This is a genomic window from Thauera sp. JM12B12 (genome assembly GCF_039614725.1).
Classification (GTDB): Bacteria; Pseudomonadota; Gammaproteobacteria; order Burkholderiales; family Rhodocyclaceae; genus Thauera.
Genome location: NZ_CP154859.1, coordinates 195,528 through 215,673, shown reverse-complemented (window position 1 = coordinate 215,673; position 20,146 = coordinate 195,528). Strand labels below are relative to the sequence as shown.

The 20,146-nt window shown below is 71.8% G+C and carries 17 protein-coding genes; 11 read left to right on the top strand and 6 right to left on the bottom strand.

Going from position 1 to position 20,146, the window contains the following annotated elements; genetic code table 11:
• The first annotated feature begins 7 nt into the window (after positions 1-7).
• Entirely contained in the window at positions 8-2,068 is a 2,061-nt protein-coding gene (locus AAG895_RS00920) for an ammonia-forming cytochrome c nitrite reductase subunit c552 (RefSeq protein WP_345793691.1), read from the top strand.
• Positions 2,069-2,086: 18 nt separating this feature from the next.
• Here AAG895_RS00920 and AAG895_RS00915 read toward each other — a convergent pair whose 3' ends face one another.
• Positions 2,087-2,905 carry a helix-turn-helix domain-containing protein gene (locus AAG895_RS00915; protein ID WP_345793690.1) on the bottom strand — a complete coding sequence of 273 codons (819 nt, stop codon included), beginning with the start codon at positions 2,903-2,905 and terminating at the stop codon, positions 2,087-2,089.
• 122 nt (positions 2,906-3,027) lie between these two features.
• Between AAG895_RS00915 and yegQ the strand changes: the two genes are divergently transcribed.
• The 3 genes from yegQ to AAG895_RS00900 all read left to right on the top strand — a co-directional run bounded on the left by yegQ (position 3,028) and on the right by AAG895_RS00900 (position 6,219).
• Entirely contained in the window at positions 3,028-4,488 is a 1,461-nt protein-coding gene (yegQ, locus tag AAG895_RS00910) for a tRNA 5-hydroxyuridine modification protein YegQ (RefSeq protein ID WP_345793689.1), read from the top strand.
• 8 nt (positions 4,489-4,496) lie between these two features.
• Complete coding sequence (locus AAG895_RS00905; RefSeq protein ID WP_345793688.1) at positions 4,497-5,165, top strand: DsbA family oxidoreductase; 669 nt, start codon at positions 4,497-4,499, stop codon at positions 5,163-5,165.
• A gap of 205 nt (positions 5,166-5,370) precedes the next feature.
• The gene (locus tag AAG895_RS00900) at positions 5,371-6,219 is read left to right on the top strand and encodes an EcsC family protein (RefSeq protein WP_345793687.1); all 849 of its coding nucleotides are present in this window, start codon (positions 5,371-5,373) and stop codon (positions 6,217-6,219) included.
• Between the two features lie 167 nt (positions 6,220-6,386).
• Here AAG895_RS00900 and AAG895_RS00895 read toward each other — a convergent pair whose 3' ends face one another.
• Positions 6,387-8,954: an EAL domain-containing protein gene (locus AAG895_RS00895; RefSeq protein ID WP_345795351.1), complete on the bottom strand. Its 2,568-nt coding sequence runs from the start codon at positions 8,952-8,954 to the stop codon at positions 6,387-6,389.
• Between the two features lie 162 nt (positions 8,955-9,116).
• Here AAG895_RS00895 and AAG895_RS00890 point away from each other — a divergent pair, with 162 nt between their 5' ends.
• The 5 genes from AAG895_RS00890 to AAG895_RS00870 all read left to right on the top strand — a co-directional run bounded on the left by AAG895_RS00890 (position 9,117) and on the right by AAG895_RS00870 (position 13,624).
• A complete protein-coding gene (locus AAG895_RS00890) occupies positions 9,117-10,271 on the top strand; it encodes a glycosyltransferase (RefSeq protein ID WP_345793686.1) in 1,155 nt (384 codons plus the stop codon).
• A gap of 288 nt (positions 10,272-10,559) precedes the next feature.
• A complete protein-coding gene (locus AAG895_RS00885) occupies positions 10,560-10,763 on the top strand; it encodes a heavy-metal-associated domain-containing protein (RefSeq protein ID WP_345793685.1) in 204 nt (67 codons plus the stop codon).
• Between the two features lie 23 nt (positions 10,764-10,786).
• Positions 10,787-12,193: an exonuclease domain-containing protein gene (locus AAG895_RS00880; RefSeq protein WP_345793684.1), complete on the top strand. Its 1,407-nt coding sequence runs from the start codon at positions 10,787-10,789 to the stop codon at positions 12,191-12,193.
• A gap of 118 nt (positions 12,194-12,311) precedes the next feature.
• On the top strand, positions 12,312-12,698 hold the full coding sequence (locus AAG895_RS00875; RefSeq protein ID WP_345793683.1) for a group II truncated hemoglobin: 387 nt from the start codon (positions 12,312-12,314) through the stop codon (positions 12,696-12,698).
• Between the two features lie 5 nt (positions 12,699-12,703).
• On the top strand, positions 12,704-13,624 hold the full coding sequence (locus tag AAG895_RS00870) for a DMT family transporter (protein WP_345793682.1): 921 nt from the start codon (positions 12,704-12,706) through the stop codon (positions 13,622-13,624).
• 102 nt (positions 13,625-13,726) lie between these two features.
• Here the strand turns inward: AAG895_RS00870 and AAG895_RS00865 are convergent, their stop codons facing one another.
• The 4 genes from AAG895_RS00865 to AAG895_RS00850 all read right to left on the bottom strand — a co-directional run bounded on the left by AAG895_RS00865 (position 13,727) and on the right by AAG895_RS00850 (position 18,073).
• Complete coding sequence (locus tag AAG895_RS00865; RefSeq protein ID WP_345793681.1) at positions 13,727-14,998, bottom strand: DASH family cryptochrome; 1,272 nt, start codon at positions 14,996-14,998, stop codon at positions 13,727-13,729.
• Between the two features lie 233 nt (positions 14,999-15,231).
• Complete coding sequence (locus AAG895_RS00860) at positions 15,232-15,381, bottom strand: DUF2256 domain-containing protein (RefSeq protein ID WP_345793680.1); 150 nt, start codon at positions 15,379-15,381, stop codon at positions 15,232-15,234.
• A gap of 27 nt (positions 15,382-15,408) precedes the next feature.
• Entirely contained in the window at positions 15,409-16,998 is a 1,590-nt protein-coding gene (locus tag AAG895_RS00855) for an FAD-binding domain-containing protein (RefSeq protein ID WP_345793679.1), read from the bottom strand.
• A 70-nt stretch (positions 16,999-17,068) separates the two neighbouring features.
• Positions 17,069-18,073: an FAD-dependent oxidoreductase gene (locus AAG895_RS00850; protein WP_345793678.1), complete on the bottom strand. Its 1,005-nt coding sequence runs from the start codon at positions 18,071-18,073 to the stop codon at positions 17,069-17,071.
• A 201-nt stretch (positions 18,074-18,274) separates the two neighbouring features.
• On the opposite strand from AAG895_RS00850, the gene AAG895_RS00845 reads away from it, so the two are divergent.
• Together AAG895_RS00845 and AAG895_RS00840 are read left to right on the top strand one after the other, a co-directional pair.
• Complete coding sequence (locus AAG895_RS00845; RefSeq protein WP_345793677.1) at positions 18,275-18,736, top strand: DUF3429 domain-containing protein; 462 nt, start codon at positions 18,275-18,277, stop codon at positions 18,734-18,736.
• A gap of 20 nt (positions 18,737-18,756) precedes the next feature.
• Complete coding sequence (locus AAG895_RS00840; protein WP_345793676.1) at positions 18,757-20,115, top strand: AarF/ABC1/UbiB kinase family protein; 1,359 nt, start codon at positions 18,757-18,759, stop codon at positions 20,113-20,115.
• Positions 20,116-20,146 lie beyond the last annotated feature (31 nt).

The window sequence follows — 20,146 nt, the reverse complement described above, 5'->3', positions numbered from 1 at the left end:
GCGGACGATGCGCCTGCCCGCCTGCCTGGCTGCCCTGTGCCTGACGGCGTCGGTGGCCTTCGCCACCCCGCCGCAGGCGGAGGCACGACCTGGCGCCGACCCGAGCGCCCGTAAGCTTGCCGACCACGTCCCCGATGGCGAATGCCTGGCCTGCCACGCCGACCAGGCGCGGCTGTGGACGGGCTCCAAGCACCAGCGGGCGATGCAGCCGGCCACGCCGGACAGCGTCCTCGGCGATTTCGCCGACGCGCGCTTCACCGGCAAGGGCGAGGCGGCGCAGTTCCTGCGCCGCGGCGACGCCTTCCACGTCGCCACCGCGGGCGCCGACGGACAAGGCGCGGAGTTCCCCGTCACCCACACCTTCGGCATCCGGCCGCTGCAGCAGGTGCTGCTGCCGCAGCCGGGTGGCCGCCTGCAGGCGTTCACGATCGCCTGGGATACCGAGCGCAAGACCTGGTTCTCGCTCTACCCCGAGGGCGCCAACCCTCCTGGCAGCACCCTGCATTGGAGCGGCCGCTACCAGACCTGGAACCTGATGTGCGGCGAGTGTCACACCACCGCCTACCGCAAGGGCTACGACGACGCCACCGACAGCTATCGCACCACCTGGGCCGAGGCGAACGTCGGCTGCCAGGCCTGCCATGGCGGCGGCCGTGCCCATACCGAGAGTGCGCGGGCGGTCGCCGCCGCCGGCCAGGGCACGCCCACGCTGACCGCGAACCGCGCGCTCGCCGGTGCCCACGCCCAGGTCGACCAGTGCGCGGCCTGCCACGCGCGCCGCACCCGCCTGGTCGAGGACGCCGTCGCCGGCGCCCCGCTGCTCGACCAGTTCATGCCCGACAATCTGCGCGCCGACCTCTACCACGCCGACGGCCAGCAGCGCGAGGAGGTGTTCGAGTACGGCTCCTACCGCCAGAGCCGCATGTACCAGGCTGGCGTCGCGTGCACCGACTGCCACGACCCGCACAGCGGCGAGCGCCGCGCCGAAGGCAACGCCCTGTGCACCGCCTGCCACAACGACGCACCCGACCGCGCGCGCTTCCCCGGCCTGCGGGCGAAGAACTACGACGGCGCTGAGCACCACTTCCACAGCGCAGGCCAGGCCGGCAGCCATTGCGTGGACTGCCACATGCCCAGCCGCAACTACATGGTCGTCCACGGCCGCCGCGACCACGCGATCCGCATCCCGCGCCCCGACCTGAGCGCGAAGCTGGGCACCCCGAACGCCTGCCAGGACTGTCACGCCGACCGTTCCGCCGAGTGGGCGGCCCAGGCGATCAGCCGCCACTTCGGCACCCGCTCGCATCGGCCGCACTACGGCGAGATCCTCGCCACCGCGCGCCGCGGCGAAGCGCGCGCCGCGCAGCCCCTGCACGGCCTCACCACCGACCTGGGGCAAGCGGCCATCGTGCGCGCGACCGCGGTCGAGGCGCTGGCCGCGCTCGGCAGCGTGGCGCCCGCGGCGCTGCGGGACCCCGACCCGGTGTTACGCGCCACCGCCGCCGCCACCTTCGCCGCGCGACCGGCGGAAGAACGCCTCGCCCATCTGCCCGCCCTGCTGTCCGACCCGCTGCGCGCGGTGCGCATCGCGGCCGCGCGCGGGCTGGCCAACATCGACGAGGGACGCCTCACCGCCGAGCAGCGCACCAGATTGCACGCCGGCCTTGCCGCCTTCGTCGCCGCCCAGCAGACCATGGCCGACATGCCGAGCGCCCAGCTCAATCTCGCCAGCCTCGCCAGCACCCGTCACGATCCGGCCGGCGCAGAACGCCACTACCGCCGCGCGCTCGCCCAGGCCCCGCAGGTGCAGGCGGCGCGCCTCGGTCTCGCCACCCTGCTCGCCGGCAGCGCGCGCGAGGACGAGGCCGAACGCGTGCTGCGCGAAGGCCTCGCGCACTCGGCACAGCCGGGCGAGCTGCACTTCGCCCTCGGCCTGCTGGCCGGCCAGCGCCAAGACTGGGCAAAGGCCGCCCACGAGCTGCGCGCCGCCGCCGCGCTGATGCCGGATCACCCGCGCGTGCGCCGCAACCTCGACGCCGTCGAGCGCTACCTGCAGCAGCGGCGCTGACCGCCCTCGCGCCGGCGCTCAGCCCGCCTGCGCGGCGTCGAAGGCCTGTCCGATCGCCTCGGCCGTGGCGATCAACTCGTGAAGGTTGGCCTCGACCACCTTGGCGCGCAGGTCATAGCGTCGCGGCCACACCAGGTTGATCGCCGCATGCACGCCGGTGGCGGTCGGCACCGGCACCGCGATCGCGTCGAGACCGTCGTCGAACTCGCTCATCGCCGCCTCGGAGCCGCCGAAGATCGCGTCGCGCACCGCGTAGCCCTGACGCCGGGTCTGTTCCAGGATGGCGTCCAACTCGTTCACGAAAACCGCCGCGCTGCGCGGGTTCGCCGGCGGCTGGGCACGGAAATGCGCCATCACCTGTGCGCGCTCGGCCTCGCTGCAGAAGGCCAGCCAGGCTCGCCCCGGCGCGGACAGGAACAGGTCGACCCGGTAACCGACGTGGTAGCGCGGGTTCATCGCCAGGCCGGACAGGCGGCGCGAGCTCTCCGCCAGCACCATCGCGAAGTCCCGATACACGAGCAGGTCGGACGGCCACAGCACGCGGCGCTGCAAGGCCACCAGCTTCGGTGCGGCAATCTCGGCAAGCTGCTCGTCGGCGACGGTCGTGGTGTGTGGCGGCGCCCATACCGCCGCACGCCGCCAATGGCCATCGAACATCGAGCGCCGCGCCAGGCCGCCGCGCTCGAGGGTGTGCAGGATGCGCAGCAGCGTGGGCTTGGGCAGCCCGGTGGCGGCGTGCAGCGCGCGCAATTCCGTGCCCTCGTGGGTGCGCAGCAGCCGCAGCACCTCGATGCCGCGCTCGAGCGCCCGGATCGACGGGCTGCCATCGCTGCTCATGTTCTCGCTCGCTCCATCTCAAGTGTCACCGCCAATTGGCACGCCACCGATGGTGGTCGCCCGCTCCGTTAGAATGCCGGCCTTGCGCGCTCGTCCCGAGCCCCTCACTGACGCTGTTCCGAATGCCCGCCTCCACTTCGCCCCGTCGCCCCGAACTGCTCGCCCCCGCCGGTACCCTCGACATGATGCGCACCGCCTTCGCCTTTGGCGCGGACGCAGTGTACGCCGGCCAGCCGCGCTATTCGCTGCGCGTGCGCAACAACAGCTTCGGCCAGCTCGACACCCTCGCCGCCGGCATCACCGAGGCGCACGCCGCCGGCAAGCTGTTCTACCTGGTCGCCAACATCTATCCGCACAACGCCAAGCTGCGCACCTTCGAGGACGACATGGCGCCGGTCATCGCCATGAAGCCGGACGCGCTGATCATGGCCGACCCCGGGCTGATCATGATGGTGCGCGAGCGCTGGCCCGAGGTGGACATCCACCTGTCGGTGCAGGCCAACACCACCAACCATGCGTCGGTGCGCTTCTGGCAGTCGGTGGGGGTCAAGCGCATCATCCTGTCGCGCGAGCTGTCGCTCGACGAGGTGGCCGAGATCCGCGACGCCTGCCCGGACATGGAGCTCGAGGTCTTCGTCCATGGCGCGCTGTGCATCGCGTATTCCGGGCGCTGCCTGCTGTCGGGCTACTTCAACCACCGCGACCCCAACCAGGGCAGCTGCACCAACTCCTGCCGCTGGGACTACAAGCTGCACGAGGCCGGTGAAGACGCCGCCGGCGACGTGCAGGCCTGCGGCGCCACGCCGATCGGCAACCCGAAGGGCGCCGGCGCAGTCGGCACCGCCACCCGCAGCACGCTCGACACCGTGCAGGGCCTGGCGCTCGGCGGCGGCCCGCGCCACATCGGCGGCAGCAAGGTGTGGCTGCTGGAAGAAGGCACCCGCCCCGGCGAGCTGATGCCGATCGAGGAGGACGAGCACGGCACCTACATCCTCAACTCCAGGGACCTGCGCGCCATCGAGCACGTGCAGCGGCTGGTGGACATCGGCGTCGATTCGCTGAAGATCGAAGGCCGCACCAAGAGCCCCTACTACGTCGCCCGCGCCGCTCAGGGCTACCGGCGCGCGATCGAGGACGCGGTCGCCGGCCGGCCCTTCGATGCGCGCCTGCTCGGCGAGCTCGAGGGCCTCGCGAGCCGCGGCTACACCGACGGCTTCTACCAGCGCCATTCCACCCCGGACCACCAGAACTACCTGCGCGGCCACTCCGAATCCGGCCGCAGCCTGCTGGTGGGCGAGATGGTGGGCTTCGACGCCGCGCGCGGCCTGGCCGAGGTCGAGGTCAAGAACGGCTTCGGCGTCGGCGACCGGCTGGAGTTCGTGCAGCCCGGCGCTAACCACGAATGCCGGCTCGACCGCCTCTTCGCCGCCGACGGCAGCGCCATCGAGCGCGTCCCCGGCAGCGGCCGCCGCGTCTGGCTGCCGCTGCCACCCGCCGCCGACCCCGTCCAGCCCTGCTTCATCGCCCGTTTCCTTTCAATGGGGTCAGACCCCATTGATCCTCATTGCGCCTTGCCCAAGTGATGCCACCCATGACCCTCGACATCGACCTCGTTTCCGACTTCGTCTGCCCCTGGTGCTTCCTCGGCAAGGTGCGCCTGGACCGCGCGCTGGCCGAGCTGAAGGCGTCGCGCCCCGACCTCGCGGTACGCGTCAACTGGCTGCCCTTCTTCCTCAACCCGGACACGCCGGCCGCGGGCGAGCCCTACCGCGCATTCCTCGAGGCCAAGTTCGGCGGCCCGATCAAGGCCGAGGCGGTGCTCGACAAGGTGCGTGCCGTGGCCGCGGACGACGGCCTGGTCTACGCTTTCGAGCGCATCCAGACCCGGCCCAACACCCTCGCCGCCCACCGCCTGATGTACCGCGCCCAGGCCCACGGCCAGAAGCCGGAGCGCATCCAGGCCCTGGCGCAGGCCCTGTTCGCCGCGCATTTCCAGGAAGGCCGCGACATCGGCGACCTCGACACGCTGGCCGACATCGCCGCCGCCAACGGTGAGCGCCGCGAGGCGGTGCGCGAATGGCTCGCGGGCCGCGGCGAGGAAGACAAGGTGAAGCGGATGGCCGAGGGCGTGCGCCGGCAGGGCATCGAGGGCGTGCCCTTCTTCATCCTCAACCGCAAGATGGCGCTGTCGGGCGCGCAGTCGGCTGCGGTGCTGGGCGCGGCGATCCTGCAGTCGCTCGAGACCGGCAAGCCGTCCTGAGCGCACGAGGCCCTGCGGGAGGCGAGCGCACGCACAACGCCCTGTGGGAGCAACTGCCTGTGGGAGCGGGCTTGCCCGCGAACGTCGCAAGACCAGGCGCCTCATTCGCGGCCAAGGCCGCTCCCACGAAACCCTCGGGAACGCGCGGCGCCGCGGCAACGTCTCAGCGAACGTGACGCACGCTACCGACTGGAGCCCCACCACCATGACCCAGCCGATCTTCCTCGCCGACGCCGACCTGCGCGCGCTGGCCGAAGCGCGCACGCTCCTCGAACGCCCCAGCCTGGCCGCGCGGCTGTCGAGCTTCATCGGCAGCCCACTCGAGAAGGGCATGGCCCGGCTGCCACAAAGCTGGCGCGGCAAGGTCGGCGCGCTGGCGCACGATGCGCTGCTGAAGGCGATGGACACCGCGGCGCGGACGCTGCAGCCCGCCCCGCGCGAAGCCTCGCCGCGCCTGCACAAGCTGCTCGGGTCGGTAAGCGGCGCAGGCGGCGGCGCCTTCGGCCTGGCCGGGCTGACGGTCGAAATCCCGTTGTCGACGGTGTTGATCATGCGCGCGATCCTCGACATCGCGCGCGGCGAAGGCGAGGACATCTCCGACGCGCAGGCGCGGCTGGCGGCGCTCGAGGTGTTCGCGCTCGGCGGCAACGCGAAGAGTGACGACGCCACCGAATCGGGCTACTACGCGGTGCGCGCCGCGCTCGCCAGCACGGTGTCGGAGGCCGCGCGCCATTTCGCGCAGCGCGGCCTGAGCAGCGAGGGCGCGCCGGCGCTGGCGCGGCTGATCACGATGGTCGCCGCGCGCTACAAGGTGCAGCTCACGCAGAAGGCCGCCGGCATGCTGGTGCCCGGCATCGGCGCCGCGGCCGGCGCGACCATCAACCTGATGTTCATGACCCACTTCCAGGACGTGAGCCGCGGCCACTTCACCGTGCGCCGGCTCGAGCGCCACTACGGCCCGCAGGCCGTGCGCGACGCCTGGCGGGCGCTGGACGCCGGCGACGCGCGCGTACGCGAGGCCACGCGCGCCTTCCACAACGACGCCGCACGCTGAGCGAGCACGGATCAATGGGGTCGGATCAATGGGGTCTGACCCCATTGATCGCCGTGGGAGCGGGCTTGCTCGCGAATGTCGCTAGAGCAGGCGCCGCTTTCGCGGGCAAGCCCGCTCCCACAGGCAGGTGCTCCCACGGACAGTTGCTCCCACGAAAGCGCTCGCGCTCAGGCGCGCGGGCCGTAGTCCGCGACGAAGTCCTCCCACGGCAGCGGCCGGCTGAAGTGGAAGCCCTGGGCGATGTCGCAGCCTTCGCTCTGCAGCACCTTCAGATGCCCCGGCGTCTCGACGCCCTCGGCCACGACGCGCAGCCCGAGGCTGTGGCCGAGCGAGATGATCGCCGACACCAGGGCCGCGTCGCGCACGTTGCGGTCGATGCCACGCACGAACAGGCGGTCGATCTTGAGTTCGTCGATCGGGAAGCGCTTGAGGTAGGCGAGCGATGAGTGGCCGGTGCCGAAGTCGTCGATCGCCAGGCCGACGCCGAGCGCGCGCAGCTGCGCGAGGCGGGCGATCGCGCGCTCGGTGCCGTCCATCAGCATGCTCTCGGTCAGCTCCAGGGTCAGGCACTCGGGTGGCATCGCGGTTGCCGCGAGCACGCCGCCGACCATCGCCGCGAAGCCCTCGTCGCGGAACTGGCGTGCGGAGATGTTCACCATCATGCGCAGCGGCCCGCCCCCAGCCTCGCGCCACTCGCGGTGGCGTTCGCACGCGCTGCGCAGCACCCATTCGCCGATCGGCACGATCAGCCCGGTGTCCTCGGCGAGCGGGATGAAGTCCGCCGGCGACACCAGGTCGAGATCGGGGTGCTGCCAGCGCAGCAAGGCCTCGACCGCGACCAGCGAAGCGTCTTCGGCATTCACCAGCGGCTGGAAGTGCAGCAGCAGCTCGTTGCGCGGCAGCGCGCGGTGCAGTGCGGTCTCCAGCGCCAGGTGCTCCAGGCTGCGCGCGTTCATCGCCGGCTCGAAGAGCTGGAAGCTGTTGCGGCCCTCGTCCTTGGCGCGGTACATCGCCACGTCGGCGTGCTTGACGAGGGTGTTGGCGTCCTGCGAGTCGTCCGGATAGATGCTGATGCCCAGGCTGGTCGTGACCACCAGCTCGCGGCCTTCGATGTGCACCGGGCGCCGCAGCGCGCCCACCAGCCGGCGCGCCATCATGGCTGCCTCGTCGGGCCCGGCGAGGTTGTTGAGGATGACCAGGAATTCGTCGCCGCCCATGCGCGCGACGGTGTCGTCCTCGCGCAGGTTTGCGCGCAGGCGATGGGCGATCTCGACCAGCAGCTTGTCGCCGACCTCGTGGCCCAGGCTGTCGTTGATGCGTTTGAAACGGTCGAGGTCCACGAACATCACCGCCAGCCGGCAGCGCAGGCGTGCGGCATGGGCGAGCTCGACCTGCAGACGGTCCTCGAGCAGGCGGCGATTGGGCAGGCCGGTGAGCGGGTCGTAGTAGGCGAGGTCGCGGATGCGTGCCTCGGTCTCCTTGAGCCGGCTGATGTCGGTAAACAGCGCCGCGTAGTGGGTCAGCGCGCCGTCGCGGTCGCGGATCGCGGTGATGTGCAGCAGCTGCGGGTACAGCTCGCCGGTCTTGCGCCGGTTCCACACCTCGCCCTGCCATTGGCCGTCCTGCAGCAGGCTCTCCCACATGCGGGCGTAGAAGGCCGGGCTCTGGCGCCCGGAGTTGAGCAGCGAGGGATTGAGCCCGATCACCTCCTCGGCGCTGTAGCCGGTCATGCGCGTGAAGGCCGGATTCACCGACAGGATGCGGGCATGGGCGTCGGTGACCATGATGCCCTCGAGCGAGCTCTCGATGACCTTCTCGGCGAGGTAGAGGCTGCGCTGCGAGGAGCTCAGCGCCTGGTCGCGCGCGCGCAGGGCGTGCTGGAGCTCGTGCACGTACGCCAGCTCCATGCCGCTGAGGATGTCCTTGAAGCTGATCAGGTCGACCAGCTCGCCGTCGGCATCGAGTACGCCGATGTGGCGGATGCGTCGTTCGGTGAGTCGGGTGCGCACGCGGTACAGGCTGTCGTCCGCAGCGCACACCACCAGCGGCCGGGTGGCGAGCTCGCCCAGCGGACGGTCGCCGGCGCGGTTTGCCACCAGGCGGGTGACGTCGCGCTCGGTGACGATGCCGAAACGGCCCTCGGCCGTGGCGGCGGCTTCGCGACCGAAGTCCACCACCACCGAATCCAGCCCGCCCTCGCGCATGCAGCGCGCCGCCTCGCCGATGCGGGCCGTGGCCGGCAGCGCATGCAGGCCGTCCTTGACCAGCGAATCCACCTTGCGCAGCTTGAGGTAATGCTCGATGCCCTGGTTCAGCACCACATCCGATTGCGACACGATGCCGAGCCGCCGTCCGTCCTCATCCACCACCAGCAGGTGGCGCAGATGCTCCTCGCGAAAACGCACGGTGAGCTCGTTCAGCGGCGTGGAGGCCGGCACCGTGCGCACCGGCGCACTCATCGCCTCGCGCACGGCGAGCGCGAAATTGGCGGGGTTGTCGAAGTCGACCGCGAGGGCGTCGCGCTCGGTCCAGATGCCGAGCACGGTGTCGTCCTCGACGACGAGGATGGAGCTCACGCGGCGCTCGCTCATGCGGCGCGCAGCCTCGTGCAGCGGCACCCCGGGCCCACACTCGAGCAGGTCGCGGCCGATGATTGTGCCGACGCAGACCTCGTCGGCAGGCGAGCGGGGCAGCGCGAGGTCGTCGAGCAGCGGGGGAGGGTCGCGATAGTTCATGGGCACGGGCAGGGAACTCGATATCGGGCGTTAACGGCCGCGATCGCGATCGCCTGAGTGAAAAAGATACGCATTGTCGCACCCAAGCCTGCCGGCCTGGGTCGGTCGCCCCGGCAACCTTGCCTTCACCGTGCAGTAACACACACCCCGCATGCTCGATCCATGATCCGCGTGCTGATGGTGTCCGACGTCTACTTTCCACGTGTGAACGGGGTCTCGACCTCGATCGCCACCTTCCGCCGTGCGCTCGCTGCCCAGGATGTCGCGGTGCGCCTGGTGGCGCCGCGCTATGGCGACGAGGCGGACGCCGCCGACGTCGTCCGCGTGCCCGGCCGCCGCCTGCCCTTCGACCCCGAGGACCGCCTGGTGCACGCGCAGGCGATGCGCGCAGCGGTCCTGCGCGAGGCCGAAAGGTGCGACCTGGTTCACATCCAGACCCCCTTCCTCGCCCACCGCTACGGGCTGCGGGCCGGGCGCGCCCAGCGGCGGCCGGTGCTGCTGACCTACCACACCTTCTTCGAGGAATACCTCCACCACTACGCACCCTTCCTGCCCGCCACCGCATTGCGCGCGCTCGCCCGGCAGGTGTCGCGTGCGCAGTGCAACGCGGTCGATGCGGTGGTCGTACCCTCGACCGCAATGCGCGACCGCCTCGCCGGCTACGGGGTGCATACGCCGATGGAGATCCTGCCCACCGGCATCCCGGTGCGCGACTTCGCCGCCGGCGACGGCGCGCACTTCCGGCGCCTGTACGACATCCCCGAGCACGCGCCGATGGCGCTCTACATCGGTCGCGTGGCGCACGAGAAGAACATCGGCTTCCTGCTCGAGGTGGCCGCGCGGCTGCGCGCACAGCGCCCCGACTTCGTGCTCGTGGTCGCCGGCGAGGGCCCGGCCACGCCCGCGCTGCAGCGCCAGGCGCTGCAGGCGGGGCTGGCCGGCACGGTGCGCTTCGTCGGCTACCTCGAGCGTCGCAAGCGCCTGCCCGACTGCTACGCCGCAGCCGACGTGTTCGTGTTCGCCTCGCGCACCGAGACCCAGGGCCTGGTCCTGCTCGAGGCCATGGCCGCCGGCCTGCCGGTCGTCGCGCTCGCCGCCATGGGCACCACCGACATCCTCGCGCCCGAGCGCGGGGCGCGCATCGCCCCCGACGCGCCCGCCGGCTTCGCCGCAGTGGTCGAGAACGTGCTCGCCGATGACCGCCTGCGCAAGCAGCTCGCCACCGAGGCGCGCTGCTACGCGCACGAATGGGCCGACACCCTGATGGCCGATCGCCTCGCCGCGCTCTACCGGCGCCAGCTCGAAGTGCGCGCCTGAGCACCCGCGGACGCTGCAGGAGCCGGCTGTGGGAGGGCTGTGGGAGGGCTGTGGGAGGGCTGTGGGAGGGCTGTGGGAGGGCTGTGGGAGGGCTGTGGGAGGGCTGTGGGAGGGCTGTGGGAGGGCTGTGGGAGCGGACTTGCCCGCGAATGCAGCGCCCGATCTTCGCGGGCAAGCCCGCTCCCACGAAAACCGCTCCCACGACAGGCTCCGCCGGCGGTCTGACGGCTGCCTTGCAGCCACGCCGCGCTGCCGCCAAGATGCGTGCATCCCCTTCCGGAGCACGCGATGAACACCACCACCCTCACCATCACCGGCATGCGCGACGAGCACTGCCTGCGCCTCGTCACCAACGCCATTCAGGACCTGCCCGGCATCGGCCACCTCGAGATCTCGCTCGAGACCGGGGCCGCGACCATCGAGCACGGCGCCTTCGTCTCCGCTGCCGACATCTACCAGGCGATCGAGGACGCCGGCTTCGGCGCGCGCTGAACGAGCGCTTCCGCCCCCGAGCCTTGAACGCCTTCCCCCGCTACCTCCCCGGCGGTCTCGCCTTCGTCGACATCGAGACCACCGGCGGTCCCGCTCAACGCGAATCGATCACCGAGATCGGCATCGTCCAGGTCGACGAGGACGGCGTGCGCGAGTGGTCGACGCTGGTGCGCCCGGAATCGCGCATCCCCGAATACATCCAGCGCCTCACCGGCATCGACGACGACATGGTCGCCGACGCGCCGCGCTTCAGGGACATCGCCGACGCGGTCTTCGACCGTCTCGATGGCCGCCTCTTCATCGCCCACAACGCGCGCTTCGACCACGGCCACCTGCGCGCCGCCTTCCGCCGCGCCGGGCTCGACATCCGGCCGCAGGTGCTGTGCACCGTCAAGCTGTCGCGCCGGCTGTTCCCCGACCACCGCCGCCACAGCCTCGACCACCTCATCGAGCGCCACGGCCTGGTGGTGGCCGACCGCCACCGTGCGCTCGGCGACGCCCATCTGCTGTGGCAGTTCTGGCAGAAGCTCCACGAGCGCTTTCCGCCCGGCCACCTCGCGGCGGTGGTGCGCGAGCTCATCGGCCACCCCAGCCTGCCCCCCCACCTCGACCCCGAACAGATCGCCGACCTCCCCGACACACCCGGCGTGTATCTGTTCTACGGCGAGCGCGGCAACGCCGACGGCGGCGGCGAACTGCCGCTCTACATCGGCAAGAGCACCCGCCTGCGCAGCCGCGTGCTGTCGCACTTCGCCGCCGACCACCAGAGCGACCGCGAACTGAGCCTCTCCCAGCAGGTGCGCCACATCGATTGGATCGAGACCACCGGAGAGATCGGCGCGCTGCTGAAGGAGGCCGAGCTCGTCAAGCGCCTGCAGCCCACTCACAACCGCCAGCTGCGCCGCAACCGCGAGCTGTGCACCTGGCGGCTCGCAACCGACATCGTCGGCGACTGGCGGCTCGAGCTGGTGCACGCCGCCGACCTCGACTTCGGCCGCCGCGACGACCTCTACGGCTTCTTCCGCACCCGCCGCGAGGCCACCAACCGCCTGCGCGCGCTCGCCCGCGACCACGCGCTGTGCCCGCCGCTGCTCGGCCTGGAGAAGCCCCCCCAGGGCGCGCGCTGCTTCGACTTCCAGCTCAAGCGCTGCCGCGGCGCCTGCCATGGCGGCGAATCCCCCCAGGCCCACGCCCTGCGCCTGATCGAGGCCCTGCACGCGATGAAGGTCGAGCACTGGACCTGGCCCGGCCCGATCGGCCTGCGCGAAGGCGAGGCCATTCACGTCGTCGACGGCTGGCGCTGGCTCGGCACCGCCACCGACGAGGGCACGCTCGCCGACATCCTGGGGGCCGGCCGCCCGGCCTTCGACCTCGACATCTACAAGATCCTGGTCAAGGCGGTGAAGAGGCTACCGATCCTCAGGCTATGACCGTCAAACCGCAGGCAGTCGCCACCTGAGCGCCGCAACGCCCAAGCCCCTGCCGACTCTGCGACAATCCCACCCCACGCGCCCATCCCGAGGCGCACCCTCCGCCCCACGACACCCGATGGAACAGCAAACCACTTACGCCAGGATCGGCGGCGAGCCCACCGTCGCCCGCCTCTGCGACCGCTTCTACGCCCTGATGGCCGAAACCCCGCAGTTCGCCGAGCTGCGCGCCATGCACCCCGCAGACCTGCAGGGCTCGCGCGACAAGCTCTTCATGTTCCTGTCCGGCTGGCTGGGCGGGCCGGATCTCTTCGTGCAGAACTTCGGCCACCCGCGCCTGCGCGCCCGCCACATGCCGTTCGCGATCGGCACCAAGGAGCGCGACCAGTGGGTCGCCTGCATGCTGCTGGCGATGGAAGACGTCGGCATCGAGGAAGGCCTGCGCGAGCGCCTGCTGCAGAACTTCTTCAACACCGCAGACTTCATGCGCAACCAGCCGGGCTGAACCACTTGCACGCGACTCCGCCCTCGAATGCCGACGCCACCCGCGGCCTGCTCGCCGCGCTCGCCGTGGTCGTGTTCTGGTCCGGCTTCAACATCGTCTCGCGCTTCGGCGCCACCGCCAGCTTCACGCCCTTCGACATCGCCGCGCTGCGCTTCGGCGTGTCGGGCGCGATCGCGCTGCCGCTCTACCTGCGCTTCGTGTCGCGCCGCGACTGGCCGCGCCACATGGTGCTCGCCACGGTGGGCGGGCTGGGCTACGGCATCCTGGTGTATTGCGGCTTCGCCTTCGCGCCGAGCGCGCACGCCGGCGTGTTCGTCAATGGCGGCATCCCGTTCTGGACCATCGTGCTGATGGCGGTGATGAGCGGTTTTCGCATCGCCCGCCCGACCGTGCTCGCGCTGCTGCTGTCGACCGCCGGCCTGCTGCTGATCGGTTTCCAGAGCCTGCTCGCGCCGGCACACGGCAGTCAGTGGATCGGCGATCTGCTGTTTCTCGCCGCCGCGCTGTGCTGGGCCGTGTTCGGCCTGCTGATGCGGCGCTGGCAGATGAAGCCGCAGTTCGCGATGCTGGGCATCGCCAGCTTCTCGGCGCTCGCCTACCTGCCGGTGTACCTGCTCTGGCTGCCGGGCAACCTGGCCGCACAGAGCTGGGGGGCGATCGCGCTGCAGGGCGGCTACCAGGGCGTGATCGCCGCGCTGGTCGCCGGCGGCTTCTACAGCTACGCGGTGCAGAAGGTGGGCGCGAGCGAGGCCTCGATGATGCTGGCCCTGGTGCCCGCGGTGACGGCGGTGGGCGCCTTCCTGATCCTGGACGAGGGCCTCGGCCTCACCACCATCGTCGGCATCGTGGTGGTGTCGATCGGCGCCCTGCTCGGCGCGCTGCCGCCCGCGGCGCTTGCCCGCGTACGCGGATTCGGCCGAGGCTGACCGCCGGGACAGGCGGCCGCGCTCGAGCGGCAGGTGCCGAAGGCCGCCGTCGGGCCGGCCCCCGAGAAACTCCAGGCGCGCACGACTGACGGGCTTGCGCCGTCAGTCGCTGCCGCACCGATCCGCCTTGGCCCACCGCGCCCGATAGGCCCCATCGGCATCGTAAGTCGCCGCCTGCCGGTCCGGATCGAAGCGCCGCCCGCCGCGCGGATCGGTGCCGCGGCCGGCGATGTAGAGCCAGTTGCCGTGGTTGCTGTAGGCGTCGTAATCCACCAGCTGCGCCTCGAACCACGCCGCCCCCGCGCGCCAGTCGCAGCCAAGGTCGTGGATCAGGTAGCTGGCCACCACCTGCCGCATGCGGTTCGACAGCCAGCCGGTGGCGGCAAGCTCGCGCATGCCGGCATCGACGAAGGCGTGGCCGGCGCGCCCCGCGCACCAGGCCGCGAACGCCGCCGGGTCGTGCGCGGGCGCGGGCGCGGCGTCGTTCAGCCCGCGCGCCCGGTACAGCCGCCGGCCATGCTGCAGATGCAGGAAGCGGAAATAGTCCCGCCACAGCAGCTCGAACCACAGCCAGTAGCTGCCCTCGCTCGCCCCCTGCTCGGCCTCGTGGCGGCGCAGCGCGGCAAAGGCCACCCGCGGCGACAAGGCCCCCTGCGCCAGCCAGGGCGAGAACTTGCTGGAAAAATCGACCCCGCTCAGGCCATTGCGTGTCGCCTTGTAGTGCTTGGCCAGATCGCCGGCGAAGTAGCACGCCAGATGCGCCAGCGCCGCCCGCTCGCCGCCGGCAAACGCCGGCTGCCACCAGGGGAAGGAGGCGCCGAGCGCACGATCACTCATCCGCGGCGGCTCGAACGAGGAATGCGGCGGCAGGACGACAGGGGCCGGCAGCGGCGGCAGAACCGCTGGCGCGGCAAGCGGCGCGGGTGGCTGCTGGCCAGCCGCCTCGACCGCTCGCCGAAAATCCGTGAACACCTTCGGCAAACGCGCCACCGCGAACGGCAGCGCCGCCGGATCGAGCAGGCTGGACTGCCACACCGTGCGCACCGTCAGGCCGGCGGCACGCAACGCGGCGACGGCGTCCTGCTCTTCGGGCGCGGCGATCTCCTCGCACACCACGGTGTCGGCGCCGATCGCGCGTGCAAGTACCGGCAGCACCTCGGCGGGCGCGCCGCGAAGCTGCAGCAGGCGGCTGCCCCGCGCACGCAGTTGCGCATCCAGATCGTCCAGTGCGGCAGCGAGGAACGCCCGCCGATGCGGCCCGCGGCGCACGAAGCCCCAGCGCGTCGGCGCGTCGTCGGCGGGGTCGTGGCAATACACCAGCAGCACGCGCCCAGCCGACGCACAGGCCTCGACCAGCGCCGGGTTGTCACCCAAGCGCAGATCATTGCGGAACCAACAGATCAAAGCTCTCAAGGGCATTGGCACTCAAGGACGATCAAGCGTCAAGCCTCTTTGCACGGGCACTCGCCCACGCTCCCAGGATGTGTGCGGGGTATTCGTGAAGGGGCGAGGACTGTCCGAGCCCGAAGGGCGAGTTCCGCAGCCCCGGAAGGAATACCCCGTGCGCATCCCCCGAGGCACCACAACCGAGCAGAGACGGTTTTCACTCACTGCGCCACCTTGCGCGCACGCCGGCAGCGCTCCGAGCAGTACCGCACCTCGTCCCAGACCCGCGCCCACTTCTTCCGCCAGGCAAACGGCCGTCCGCAGCCCACGCACACTTTGGTCGGCAGGTCGCCCTTGCGCCGCATCCCCATCGCCCGCGCTCCCTCAAGACCGCTCCCTCAGAACCCCAGATCGAGCTGCGCCGCCTCGGCCGCCGCGCTCGCCGCCGCCTTGCGCCGCCGCCCCTCCGGCCGCTTGCGCGAACCGTGCCGCTCGACGATCGCCGCCTTCGCCGCCCGCACCTCGGGCTGCGCGCGCAGCGCATGCACGCGCGCCTTGGCCTCACGCGTCGCCCGCTCCAACTCCACCAGCGGCAGCGCGATGTCCTCGCCCAGGCGCAGCCCGTGGCGCGCCGCCACCTCGGCCGGCATGCGCCAGGGCTCGAACAGCCAGGCATCCGGCACCCGCCGCAGCGCCGGCAGCCAGCGCCGCACGAACACGCCCTGCGGGTCGTGATCGCGCGCCTGCTTGATCGGGTTGTAGACGCGCGTGGTGTTGATGCCGGTCGTCCCCGACTGCATCTGCAGCTGGCTCCAGTGGATGCCCGGCTCGTAGTCGAGGAAGGCGCGCGCCAGCCACAACCCGACCTCGCGCCAGTGCAGCCACAGCGGATAGGCCGCCACCGACACCAGCATCGCGCGCATGCGGAAGTTGATCCACCCGGTCTCGCGCAGCATCGCCACGCAGGCGTCCACCAGCGGCCAGCCGGTGCGCCCGGCCACCAGCGCGTCGAAATGCGCCGGATTCCACGCGTCCTCGCGCAAGCCGTCATAGCCGCGGTGCAGGTTGCGGAACTCCAGCGCCGGCTCGCGCTCGAGCTTCTGGATGAAATGGCAGTGCCAGTACAGGCGGCTGAGGAAGGCCGAGAGGCCGGCGCGGCGGCGGTCGCCTTCGGGCAGCGCGGCAACACGCGCGCGGGTCGCTTGCACCACCTCGCGCAGGCTCAGGCAGCCCCAGGCGAGGTAGGGCGAGAGCCGCGAGCACGCGGTGGGCGCCTTCAGCGGCGAGGAGATGCCGCCGCGGTACTGGCCGCTGCGCACGTCGAGGAAGTCTTGCAGCACCGCGAGCGCCGCGCGCCGGCCGCCGCGCTGGCGGGCCGGCGGCTGGAAGGCATCGAGACCGAGCGCGACCGCCGCCGGCGCGCGCGCGGCGACGATCGCGCCGGGGGCAGGCCAGCTTGTGCCCTCGCCCGGCTGCAAGGCCGCAGGCAGGGCGGCAAAGCACACACCGGCCGGTTCCGGCAGCACGGCCTGCGGCGCTGCGACATGCGCCTCCCATGCCGCCTGCCAGCGGTCGCGATCGTCCAGCCGGCGCACCACGCCGAACTGCGCCACTTCGTGCCAGCGCACACCGCGCGCCCGGCACCACGCCGCCACCGCGCGGTCGCGGGCGTAGCTCGCGCCGTTGCCCGTCTCCTCGTGCGAATACAGCGCGTCTAAGGGCGCCTCGGCGTGCAGGCGGTCGAGCACCGCCACCGCCTCGCCCACCAGCAGGTGCAGCCGGCCGCCGAGCCGCTGCATCTCGGCGTGCAAGGCGCGCGCGCTCTCGAGCATGAACTCGTAGTGCTGGCGCGCGGCATCCGCCTGCGCCCACAGCGCGGGTTCGACGATCGCCACGCACAGCACCGGCCCGCGGCGCGCGGCCGCAGCCAGCGCGCCATGGTCGGCGAGGCGAAAATCGCGCTTGAACCAGACCAGTCCGTATCCCATCCGCTGCTCCCGCGGCCCGCGCCGCCGGGCCGTCCGCTGCTTCGGCCGAGCCCCTCGGCGCGGCCCCGGCTCAGGCCAGTGCCATCTCCGCGAGCACGCTGTGCGCGAGCGCGTGGCCGCTGAGCCAGGCGCCCTCGACGCGGCCGCCGTTGAGCCAGTCGCCGCACAGCCCGACACCCTCCTCGGCCCGCCACAGGTAGCCCTCATCGACCGCAGACGCGGTGAGGGCGTAGCGCCAGCGGTGCGCCGACCACGCCACCGGCGCCTCGCCGCCGAGCGCGCGGAAGGCGGCGATCAGCGCGCTCGCCACGCGCTCGGGGGTGTCCTCGATATGGTCCTCGCTCCACGCCGCGCTCGCATGCAGGGTCCAGGTCTCCATGCCTGCGCGTCCCGGCTTGCTGGTGTCGCGTGCGATCCAGCGCAGCGGGCCGTGATTGACGAAGGCGGCATCGAAATCGAGCCCGAGCGGCGCCTCGAAGCGCGCCATCAGCGCCCAGCAGCCCTGCATGCGTGCCGCGCCGGCGAGCGCGGCCAGGTCGGGCGCCACCGGCTGCAGCAGCGGCAGCGCCTGCGGCGCCGGGACCGCCAGCAGCACGCCATCGAAGGCCTCGGGCAGCAGGCCATGCTCGGCGGTGGACAGCTCCCAGCCGTGGTCGTAGCAGAACAGCGCGTTCACCGTGGCCTGCAGGCGCAGATCCAGGCCCTCGGCGAGATGGCGCGCGGGCGCCGTCATGCGCGGGGTGCCGACGTAGCGCGCCAGCTCGGCCCCCGCCTCGCCCATCGGCTCGCGGCGGCCCTCGGCTTCGAACACCGTCAGCCGCGGCTGCCAGCGCGCCGCCACGCCCGCCGCCAGCCAACGCGCCACCTCGGCCTGGAAGTCCGGATGGCGCGCGGTGAAGTACTGCGCGCCGTGATCGCAGGCCCAGGCCTCGCCGCGGCGGGTGCTCATGCGGCCGGCGGGGCCGCGGCTCTTGTCGAGGACCGTGACGCGCACCCCGGCCGCGGTGAGCGCACGCGCGCAGCTCAGGCCGGCAATGCCGGCACCGACCACGGCGTAGTGAAGAGGTGGATTCATCTTGGCATCCCTCGCAGGCAGGGGTCCGCAGCACGGACGGGAATCGACTCGGGTCAAACGGAATATACCTCTTTTGTCCTGGACAAAAAAGATTCCGCTTACTAGCATTCATCTGCCAATCAGCTCAATTTGCAGTCGCAATACTTCACGGCAAGGCATTGCGTCCTGGACACGAATACGCTTCACCACATCCCGACATCGATGAATTCCAGCCCTCCCGACCCCCTCCGCAACACCGCCCGCTGGCTCGGCTACGGCGGCCTCATCCCCTTCCTGGTGCTCGCTCCCGCCAGCCTGCTCGACGCCCATCACGGCCTGACCTGGAGCGACGCGCTGTTCGCCTACGGCGCGGTGATCCTCAGCTTCGTGTGCGCGCTGCACTGGGGTTTCGCGATGGCGCTCCCGGGACTGGACGACGCGCGCCGCCGGCGCACGATGCTGTGGAGCGTGGTGCCCTCGCTGATCGCCTGGCCGGCGCTGCTGCTGGTGCCCTCGGACGCCGCGGTGCTGCTGGTGCTCGGTTTCGTCCTCCATTACGTGCAGGACCGCCGCCTCGCCCGCCAGGCGGCGCTGCCCGACTGGTACCTGCCGCTGCGCCTGCGCCTGACCACGGTGGCCTGCCTCGCGCTCGTCGCCGGCGCCTTCGTGCAATGGCCGTATTGACGATCAACCAGGAGCACGCCATGAACACCGCCGCCCTCGACCCTAAGCGCCCCAGCGCGGACAACGCCCGCAGCGCCGCCGTGCCGGGCGGACGCCTGTCCCGCCTCGCCCGTCTGGGCAGCCTCGCCACCGGGGTGGCGGGCGGCATGCTCGCCGAGGGTGCGCGCCAGCTCGCCGCCGGCAGGCGGCCCAAGGTGAGCGAGCTGGTGCTGACCCCGGCCAACGCGCGCCGCGTCGCCGATCAGCTCGCCCAACTGCGCGGCGCGGCGATGAAGGTCGGCCAGCTGATGTCGATGGACGCCGGCAACCTGCTGCCGCCCGAGCTCGCCGACATCCTCGCCCGCCTGCGCGAGGACGCGCGCACGATGCCGATGAGCCAGGTGGTCGAGGTGCTCGAGACGCACTGGGGCAAGGGCTGGGAGCAGGGCTTCGAGCGCTTCTCCTTCACCCCGTGCGCGGCGGCCTCGATCGGCCAGGTGCATCGCGCGCGCACCCGCGACGGCCAGGAGCTGGCGATCAAGCTGCAGTACCCCGGCGTGCGCCGCAGCATCGACAGCGACGTGGACAACGTCGCCACCCTGCTGCGCGTCTCCGGCCTGCTGCCGAAGTCGCTCGACCTCGCGCCGCTGCTCGACGAAGCCAAGCGCCAGCTCCACGAGGAGGCCGACTACCGCCGCGAAGCGGAAAACCTGCACCGCTTCGGCGCGCTGCTCGAGGGCGAGGCCGACTTCGCGCTGCCGCGCGCGATCGATGCGCTCACCCGCAGCGACATCCTGGCGATGAGCTGGGTCGAGGGCGTGGCGGTGGAGACGCTCGCCGAACCCCAGGCGGCCGACCAGGCCCTGCGCGACCGCGTGGCGGGCCTGCTGATCGGGCTGCTGTTTCGCGAGCTGTTCGAGTTCCGCCTGATCCAGACCGACCCCAACTTCGCCAACTACCGCTTCGATGCCGACAGCGGCCGCCTGGTGCTGCTCGACTTCGGCGCCACCCGCGCCTACGCTGAGCCGGTGGTCGAGGCCTACCGCCGCCTGATGGCGGGCACGATCCGCGGCGACCGCGCGGCGATGGGCGAGGCCGCGCAGGCGATCGGCTACTTCCAGGACACCATCCACGCCCACCAGCGCGAGGCGGTGATCGACCTGTTCGAGATCGCCTGCGAGCCGCTGCGCCACCGCGGCGCCTACGACTTCGGCGCCAGCGACCTCGCCGTCCGCCTGCGCGACGCCGGCCTCGCGCTCAGCACCGACCGCGATTTCTGGCACACCCCGCCGGCCGACGCGCTGTTCCTGCACCGCAAGCTGGGCGGGCTGTACCTGCTCGCGGCGCGGCTGCGCGCGCGGGTCGACGTCGGCGCACGCGTGGCGCGCTGGCTGGACTGAACCGGCACCGGGAGGCCGCGAAAGGCCCTCC